Source organism: Brucella oryzae, assembly GCF_041929965.1.
In the GTDB taxonomy this organism is placed as follows: domain Bacteria; phylum Pseudomonadota; class Alphaproteobacteria; order Rhizobiales; family Rhizobiaceae; genus Brucella; species Brucella oryzae.
Genome location: NZ_JBHEEO010000034.1, coordinates 23,835 through 31,411, shown reverse-complemented (window position 1 = coordinate 31,411; position 7,577 = coordinate 23,835). Strand labels below are relative to the sequence as shown.

The window sequence follows — 7,577 nt, the reverse complement described above, 5'->3', positions numbered from 1 at the left end:
GAAGTCGCCATTACATCTAGTTGATCGCGGAATTTCCTGATGTCCATAGTCATCAGGATTGGCCCTGCACATTCGACGTGTGCGCCGTTAGCCTCCATGCGCGCGCGAACCATCAGCCAATTCCTATCCCAGAAGTCCAACACATCCGGAAACTGGCGTCCTTCTATCCAAAGCGAAAAGCCGCTAAAGTGCAAATTGGGTTCATCTGTCATAGCCGCGACAATGCCATGGCATCCGTCCGTTTTCTACTCGCCAACGAAAAGACCACCGCTCCCCTTGCCATACTTTTCCTGTACCTGAAAATCCTCAAGAAGGCTCTCTTCGGTTATTGCTTCGAGAGCATAGGTAATGGCCTGCGTTTTGGCCGCAAACTGATGAATGCCATCTCCGCGTTGGTGGGTGTTTCAGAAACTCAACGGCATTTCTTTTGTCAACAAGGGAAGGGGGCACTGTTGTGAACACCGTTCCGGTCTGGTCCTCCTATTCGTGTTTCTATCGATTGGGCTGTCTCTGCTCCGTTTTGACGGCCTGTTCATGATGGTCAGTCGCGCAGCCTCGATTGCCGCAGTAAAGGATTTGGCCCTAAAGCATCGGATTTTCAGTACCCCGGTAGCAAATCTGAAGGTTATGGCGTCTGTAATCAGTCTGCGTTGAACTGAAGTCCCGACGATGTCCTCCAAATGTATTTCAACACTCAATTTGTCAGGACGAGCATGCAATGCCCGGTTCATGTCGTTTGGGCGGAAACTCAGAGTGGCGGCTGTCAGTTCGCACTTGCCTCCTACCCACTATCCACCTTGCCTACGACGACGCTCATCAATCTGACCAGAGATTGTATCTGGCAAAAGATCGGTTTCCGACAAGCTTGCATTATCAAGGAAAGCCTTGACGAGACGGCTATCGATAACGTTTGGCGTGGCATCCTCCCGATAAAAGTATGTTACAACAGGTATCCAGATACTAGCGCATGGGAGAAGCTTTAGACAAATGAACCAGATTGCCTGACTTCAACGCAGCCTTGAAAAACTGTGCTGACTGGCATTGTCGTATAGTTAAGAACGGGACGAACCCCGGTGCCTGGGCCCGTTATTCCAGCGTTTGAGCGAAAGGTAGTGCAGGCTTCGTGTAGGTGCCAATAGAATATCTAAATCGAGAGCGGCGCCTCAAGCCAATAAATAAGAGAACAGCGATCCCGCTCCTCGCGATTGTTTTACAGTTCTGTCGCCGCCGCACGGCAAAATCAATTTGTCATCATCGCCTAAAGGCTTTAATTTTCTGACAGTTATGACCTGTTTCGCTTATGAATGAGAAGCAGTGGATTTCCTCAACTCGTAAACTTGATGTGACGCAGCCTCGTCTTGCTATATACTGTCAGCATCCGATCCATTCAGATGGAGATTGGGGTCATGGAGTGGAGGCTAATAATAGAACTGATCCTGTCCATGTTTATCATGAGCGCGGTGGTTGTAATTATATTGAAAGCGCAAAAAAAGAAATGATAGTCACCTGCGCGAAAGAACCATCCTTTTGCGTTGCAACGCGTCAGCGATAGACGATGCATACCGGCACAGCGGACGCCGTAAGCCGTGTTGTAGTAACAAGCGTCGCGTGGCGCGGCTCGTTCCTGTGAGCCAAACTTCGATTCCACGCCGATTGGCTTTTTGGACCAGTCCTTCAATCATATTGGCACCTGTGGAATCGAGGAATGAAACATCCTCGAAATCGATCACGAACGTTTTGTAGCTGTCTGAGATCCTGTCCAAAACCGTGCCGATGGAAGCGGTGGCTCCGAAAAACAGCGCCCCGTTTATAGGATAAATCACGGTTTCAGGGTCGGAGGACTGGGTTTCGTCATAGTCTTTACGAGGCAGGGCACTATCCGGTATGTCGCTTGCCACAAGCGGTTTCAGATTGGGGTTGTGGGACCGCACTGTCGTCACTCTGCTTATTCGCTGGATAAATAGCACCGAGCCCAATGCAAATCCCACTACTATAGCTTCGGTCAGATCGCGGAAGACCGTGAGCAGGAAGGTTACGGTAAGGACCGCCGCCTCTCCCCATCCCGACCGTAGCAGGACGGCGATTGCCTGTTTTTCGACCATGTTCCAGGCGACAACCGCAAGAACGCCGGCCAATGCGGCAAGCGGTATGTAGGCAGCAAGTGGGGCGGCCACCAGCATAAACAAAAGTAGGAACGCTGAATGCAACATGCCGGATACAGGCCCATGCGCGCCGGATCTGACATTGGTGGCTGTGCGGGCAATCGTGCCGGTCACGCAGAAACCGCCTAACAACGCTGAACCGATATTCGCAATGCCCTGCGCCATCAGTTCGCAGTTCGAGCGATGGCGGCGTCCGGTCATGCCATCGGCGACGACGGCGGAGAGCAGGGATTCGATGGCTCCCAGCAAGGTAAATGAAACCGCTGCAGGAAGAACAGCTAGAATTTTCCCTCCCGTCAGGGTAGGCAACTCCGGCGCTGGCAGGCTGGACGGTATGCCACCGAATTGTGAACCGATGGTTGTGACCGGCAGGCCAAACAATGCGGCGGCGGCAGCCGCAAGTCCGACTGCGATCAACAGGCCCGGCCAGTGTGGGCGAAACGTCTTGAGGCCCAAGATCATCGCAATCGTGCTGATGGAAATCGCTACGGCAGCGGGTGTGAAGCTATCACGAGCTTGCCAAAGAGCCGCAATTTTTTGCAAAAGCGGACCCGGTTCATGCTCGAGCATAAGTCCAAAAAGTTCCTTGATTTGGCTGGCGAAGATAATGACGGCGATACCTGCGGTGAACCCGATGGTCACTTGATAAGGAATGAACTTGATGAAAGTGCCGAAGCGAAGAAGACCAACAGCCGCGAGCATGATACCGGACAAGAAAGTTGCAAGGATAAGCCCTTCCATGCCGTGCTGAGCAACCGTGGCGGCAACGAGTACGATGAAAGCTCCGGCTGGTCCGCCAATCTGGAACCGTGAACCACTTAAAGCCGAAACCAGAAATCCCCCGACAATCGCAGTATATAGGCCCTGCGCGGGACTGACGCCGGATGCTATCGCTATGGCCATGGAAAGCGGCAGGGCGACAATTGCCACCGTCAATCCCGCCAGCGCATCGGCGCGCAAATTCGCCAATGAATAGCCTTCTCGCAGAACCGTCACAAGCTTCGGCGTGAAGAGTTCGAGAAAGTCGCTCTTGGGCGTATCCGTAACCAGTGTCGTCATGATTAACCGCGTCTCCACAAGGAATCGGCGGGATCGTCGGCAGAATATCGTCGGCGGTCGCCGTCGGGTATAGATTATCTGGGTTTCAAACCGGGGATTTCAAACGTACACCGCGCCCACCGGAATTGCTCAACGCCCCTTCAGCGATCAATTCAATGCCGGCTGCCTCAAGGGCGCCGACCACTTTCACGAGACTGTCAACGACGCCGCGCACATTTCCATCGGTAGCTTCCATCCGCTGAATGGTAGGCAAAGACAATCCCGACATGCTCGCCAGAGTTTTCTGGTCAATGCCAAGCAGAGCACGCGCCGCACGCAATTGAGCTGAAGTCAACATCGCTTTTGATGCCTGTTACCTTAATAGAGAAACATAAGTCATTCAGACTGATGTATCAAGCATTCAAAACCAGGTCTCGCTCTACTGACCCAAATAGCCGTGTACGAATAATTGCCAGCAGATGAATATCAGTAGTGTCCACGGCGCGCTAGTTGCATGATTGGGCACGCGAATGCCGCGATTGGCCGCTTCGGTGACATAACCGGAGCGTAGGCAATACGCGGAGAGTTCGTTTGCGTCCAACGGGTGAGGCATCCGACGGGTTGCCCGGTCAGATAAACGACTTTCTCCCGTCCATTGCCAATGCTTTTTGGTTCTTTGAGGTGAAACGTCAGGTAGGGGGAGGGCAGTGCCGGAGTTGAGCTTGTGTTGTTACCAAAAGTTGGTACTATAGTGCAAAGGAGTAAATACATGTCACGAAACACATCAGTTTCCCTCGGTGATCACTTCGTCAACTTCATCGATTCACAGGTGAGGGGAGGGCGCTATGGCTCTGCCAGTGATGTCGTGCGTGCAGGATTGCGTCTTTTAGAGGAACAAGAAACGCGTGTTAAGTCTCTACAGGAGGCGCTGATTGCGGGCGAAGAGTCTGGTCAGTCGAAGCCCTTGGATCTTGAGGGCTTCCTGCAGAGGATGAAGACGAAGCATGCGCTTTGATGGGTATCAGCTTACACCGCTTGCCGAGACCGATCTCGAAGATATCTGGGTTTACACCTTACGCGAATGGTCATTAGAGCAAGCAAACAGCTGTATCACTGACGTCATGGATGCTTTTGAAGGATTAAGGGATGACAGCAAGCGTGGGCGGTTTGCAGACATTCGTCCTGGCTATCTCAAATATGCCGTCGGATCCCATGTGATCTATTTCCGGGAGCACGAGAACACGCTGCTTGTTGTGCGTATTTTGCACGGGCGTATGGATGTTGGGCGGCACATGTAACGCATATTGTGTTGCATTATCGAAAGTTCCAATGACGGAGGATTGTCTGTCACATTGATTGAAAGACGGCCTCTCGGCCGAATGATCGGTCAGGCGCTTAGCGACGAATGAGACCAAAACGGTGGGCTGCATCTAAAAGGTGACGAACGGAGGAAGGCTGCCATTTCCTCCCACCGCGCGTCGGCCGCTCTCCCATCTGATCGAGCTGGGCCGCGATATCGCGAAGCGACAATCCGGGATCGGCAATCGCAATTGCGGCGACCAGTTTCATCAGGTGATCAGAAGGGATGCGGCGAGGGGATCGGGCAACAAGCTTCTTGTCGGCGATTTTTTCGCGGACGAGACGATGCACGGCGCGGCGCAGACGCTCGACCGTCCAGTCATGTCCGCGCCTATTGAGCACCTGTACGATATTCTCCCAGCTGTGGACCGGGCGCATTTGTTGCACCAGAGGCAACCAGGTCTGTGCCGAGGTGATCAGTTCATCGAGATAGCGTTTGTTGCGCGCTTGAGATACCGCCCGGATCGCTTCCGGCTTGCGCTCTCTCAAGCCGGGATTTCCCGGAAGCTTGCCGCGCGCCTTTGCAGCTTTGATCCCCGCTTTGGTCCGTTCTGCAATCAGCGCGCGTTCGAGCTGTGCAACGGCGTCCAGCACCTGCAGAGAAAACATGCCTTGCGGCGTGGATGTGTCGATGGGATCACGGATAGATCGAAAGTGGATGCCGCGTTGTTCGAGATCTTCGATAACCTGCAGAAGGTGACTGACCGAGCGGGCGAGGCGGTCCAGCCGGACCACGACGAGAACGTCACCGGCAACGAGTTCCGAAAGCAGCCGGGTCAGGACCGGGCGGGCGCGTGAAGTCCCGGAACCCTGCTCCTGAAAGATGCGATCACAGCTAGCTGCCCGCAACTCGTCCATCTGTGCATCATGGACCGGATCGTCGGTCGAGACGCGTGCGTAACCGATGAGGCGAGCGGGACGGGGCAACGCACTGGTGGCCTGACGTTTTGACATGGCTGTTTCTCCCGCGCTTGAAGCGGCTTTGTTCAAATAAGGCATGCATGAGAAAATGGTTAGTTGCAAGCGAGTTTTACTATGCAATTTAACCGCCATCAGAAGCGATTTTAATGGGTAGACGAGGAAACCCTCATCAAAACAACCGTTGCGCGCCAGCGGCCTACCTAAGTTAAAAGGTCCAAATCTATAAACAGGGAGAGGGATGGATAAGCTGGAATGATCACGGTAGGCGGCGAAAAGAGATAAGCCGAGAGCCTCGGTAGACACCGAGCAATCCGTAGTATGATAGCTCGTCCTTGGCGAAAAAATGAAAGGTAAGAATACTTGGCGTCCCTTGCGGAGAACAGTGCCGTGAGAAGGGCTTCAAAAGAACTGTTTTCCTAAAATAGGTGCGACCGATTGGAGAAAATGTCAACTCGACGATACTTTAAATCCTTAGATTGTGGCGGGAGATACGTTCCTTGATCTGCCATTTGCTTTTGCTTCAATGGCAGTGTTAATTGTCGTTCAATTGGGTGGGGGCATGATACAGAATCGATCGTTTCTTTTCTTGATAACAGGGTTTGTTGTCAGTTTTCTTGTTGCGGGCTGCGCGGTATCCGATGTCGGGCCGATCAATCGTTCAACGTCTCAATTATTCGCGTTTAACAATCATTTCGTTCCCGATCACGGGGATGATGGCGCAATGATCATTGGCCTGGCATTTTCTGGCGGCGGCACGCGGGCGGCGGCTTTTGGTTATGGAGTCATGCGGGCGCTCGATGATACGATCGTGGACGAATATCCCTATGAGCGAAGCCTGGTCGATAATATCAGGATAATATCCGGCGTGTCTGGAGGCGCGGTTCTTGCAGCCTATTTCGGCATGAAAGGGCGCGATGATTATCGGGATTTCCGTGAAACGTTTCTGGTCAGGAACGCTGAAGAACGCGTGCGCACCAATGCCTTGTCGCCAGCAGTCGCCATTGGCGTCCTGAATGGCGGCGCAAATGACCGATCCTCGCTTGCCCGTTGGCTCGACGACAATATTTTCCATGGTGCGACCTATTCAAAGTTTGACTGGTCCAATGCGCCATCGATCTGGATCTCTGCATCGGATATCTACAACCGGGTTCCATTTCACTTCAGCGTAGAAACCTTTGCAGCACTGTGCAGCAATCTGAAGGATGTGCGGATTGCTGACGCAGTCGCGGCGTCAGCGGCGGTTCCGGTCGTTTTCAAGCCCATTTCGGTTGCATCCAACCATGGTGCCTGCACCTATCGCCAGCCCGATTGGCTAAGCCGGGTCATGGCCGATCCCGAGGCGTCGTATAGGTTGAAGGCCTATGGGCGCGCACTGCACACTTACCGGTCGAACAATGTGAATTTCATAAAATTGCTCGATGGCGCGCTGACGGATAATCTGGGGCTTACGCCATTTGCGATGGCCAGAGCCTCGGCGCAAACGCCCTATGGGCCATTGTCGCTTGCCGATGCAGTGAAGCTGAAGACTTTTCTTTACATTGTCGTGGATGCTGGCCGTGAGATGGAATATCCATGGGTAAAGGAGCTGCAAGGGCCAGGGATTTCTGAAATCCTCGGTGCGGTTACGGATACTGCCATTTCCTCGTCGGTCAGGGAAGGGTTCGATGCGCTGAAGCTGGCGACAACGCAATGGCGCGACGAACTCATTGCATATCGGTGCGGCCTGTCTGCAGCCACGGTAGCGCGCTATCGCGGCTCGTTGAAAGGATGGAACTGCCGCGATGTCCGGTTTCATGTACAACGCCTGTCGATACAAGATCTTCCCGCTGGCATGGCTGCAAGTTTCAATGAAGTGCCAACCCGCTTCGTGCTTCCGACAGAACAGGTGGATCAGGTGATTGCCGCTGGTCGCGTGGCGTTTAAAAGAAACGCCGTCCTCCAGAACGCCATTCGCGAAGTCCAGTCCGATGCAGGCGTCAAGAAACCGGTTAGCCCGAATTTGCTCCAACAAAACCTATCATCGTCTGAAACACTGGCGTCGGGGCCATTGTAGCGCCAGCACCAACCCGGTTCTCTCAATATTACCATTTATGACTG

At 53.4% G+C, this 7,577-nt stretch carries 8 protein-coding genes; 4 read left to right on the top strand and 4 right to left on the bottom strand.

The features are described 5' to 3' along the window. On the bottom strand, positions 1–212 hold a 212-nt coding region (locus tag JNC70_RS21495; protein ID WP_374788959.1), incomplete at its 3' end, for a WapI family immunity protein. Between the two features lie 15 nt (positions 213–227). Between JNC70_RS21495 and JNC70_RS21490 the strand changes: the two genes are divergently transcribed. Beyond that, on the top strand, positions 228–458 hold the full coding sequence (locus tag JNC70_RS21490) for a hypothetical protein (RefSeq protein WP_146206500.1): 231 nt from the start codon (positions 228–230) through the stop codon (positions 456–458). Positions 459–1,502: 1,044 nt separating this feature from the next. Here the strand turns inward: JNC70_RS21490 and JNC70_RS21485 are convergent. Next, positions 1,503–3,221, bottom strand: a complete 1,719-nt coding sequence (locus tag JNC70_RS21485; protein WP_374788958.1) for a SulP family inorganic anion transporter — start codon at positions 3,219–3,221, stop codon at positions 1,503–1,505. Between the two features lie 85 nt (positions 3,222–3,306). Then, on the bottom strand, positions 3,307–3,558 hold the full coding sequence (locus JNC70_RS21480; RefSeq protein WP_109989473.1) for a helix-turn-helix domain-containing protein: 252 nt from the start codon (positions 3,556–3,558) through the stop codon (positions 3,307–3,309). A gap of 411 nt (positions 3,559–3,969) precedes the next feature. On the opposite strand from JNC70_RS21480, the gene JNC70_RS21475 reads away from it, so the two are divergent. Then, positions 3,970–4,215, top strand: a complete 246-nt coding sequence (locus JNC70_RS21475) for a type II toxin-antitoxin system ParD family antitoxin (RefSeq protein WP_374788957.1) — start codon at positions 3,970–3,972, stop codon at positions 4,213–4,215. After that, entirely contained in the window at positions 4,205–4,498 is a 294-nt protein-coding gene (locus JNC70_RS21470) for a type II toxin-antitoxin system RelE/ParE family toxin (RefSeq protein ID WP_374788956.1), read from the top strand. Before JNC70_RS21475 ends, JNC70_RS21470 begins: the two co-directional genes overlap by 11 nt. A gap of 97 nt (positions 4,499–4,595) precedes the next feature. Here JNC70_RS21470 and JNC70_RS21465 read toward each other — a convergent pair whose 3' ends face one another. Then, complete coding sequence (locus tag JNC70_RS21465; RefSeq protein ID WP_374788955.1) at positions 4,596–5,513, bottom strand: recombinase family protein; 918 nt, start codon at positions 5,511–5,513, stop codon at positions 4,596–4,598. A gap of 526 nt (positions 5,514–6,039) precedes the next feature. Between JNC70_RS21465 and JNC70_RS21460 the strand changes: the two genes are divergently transcribed. Next, positions 6,040–7,533 (top strand): patatin-like phospholipase family protein, encoded by a 1,494-nt coding sequence (locus tag JNC70_RS21460; protein ID WP_374788954.1) that lies wholly within the window; start codon positions 6,040–6,042, stop codon positions 7,531–7,533. The last annotated feature ends 44 nt before the right edge of the window (positions 7,534–7,577 follow it).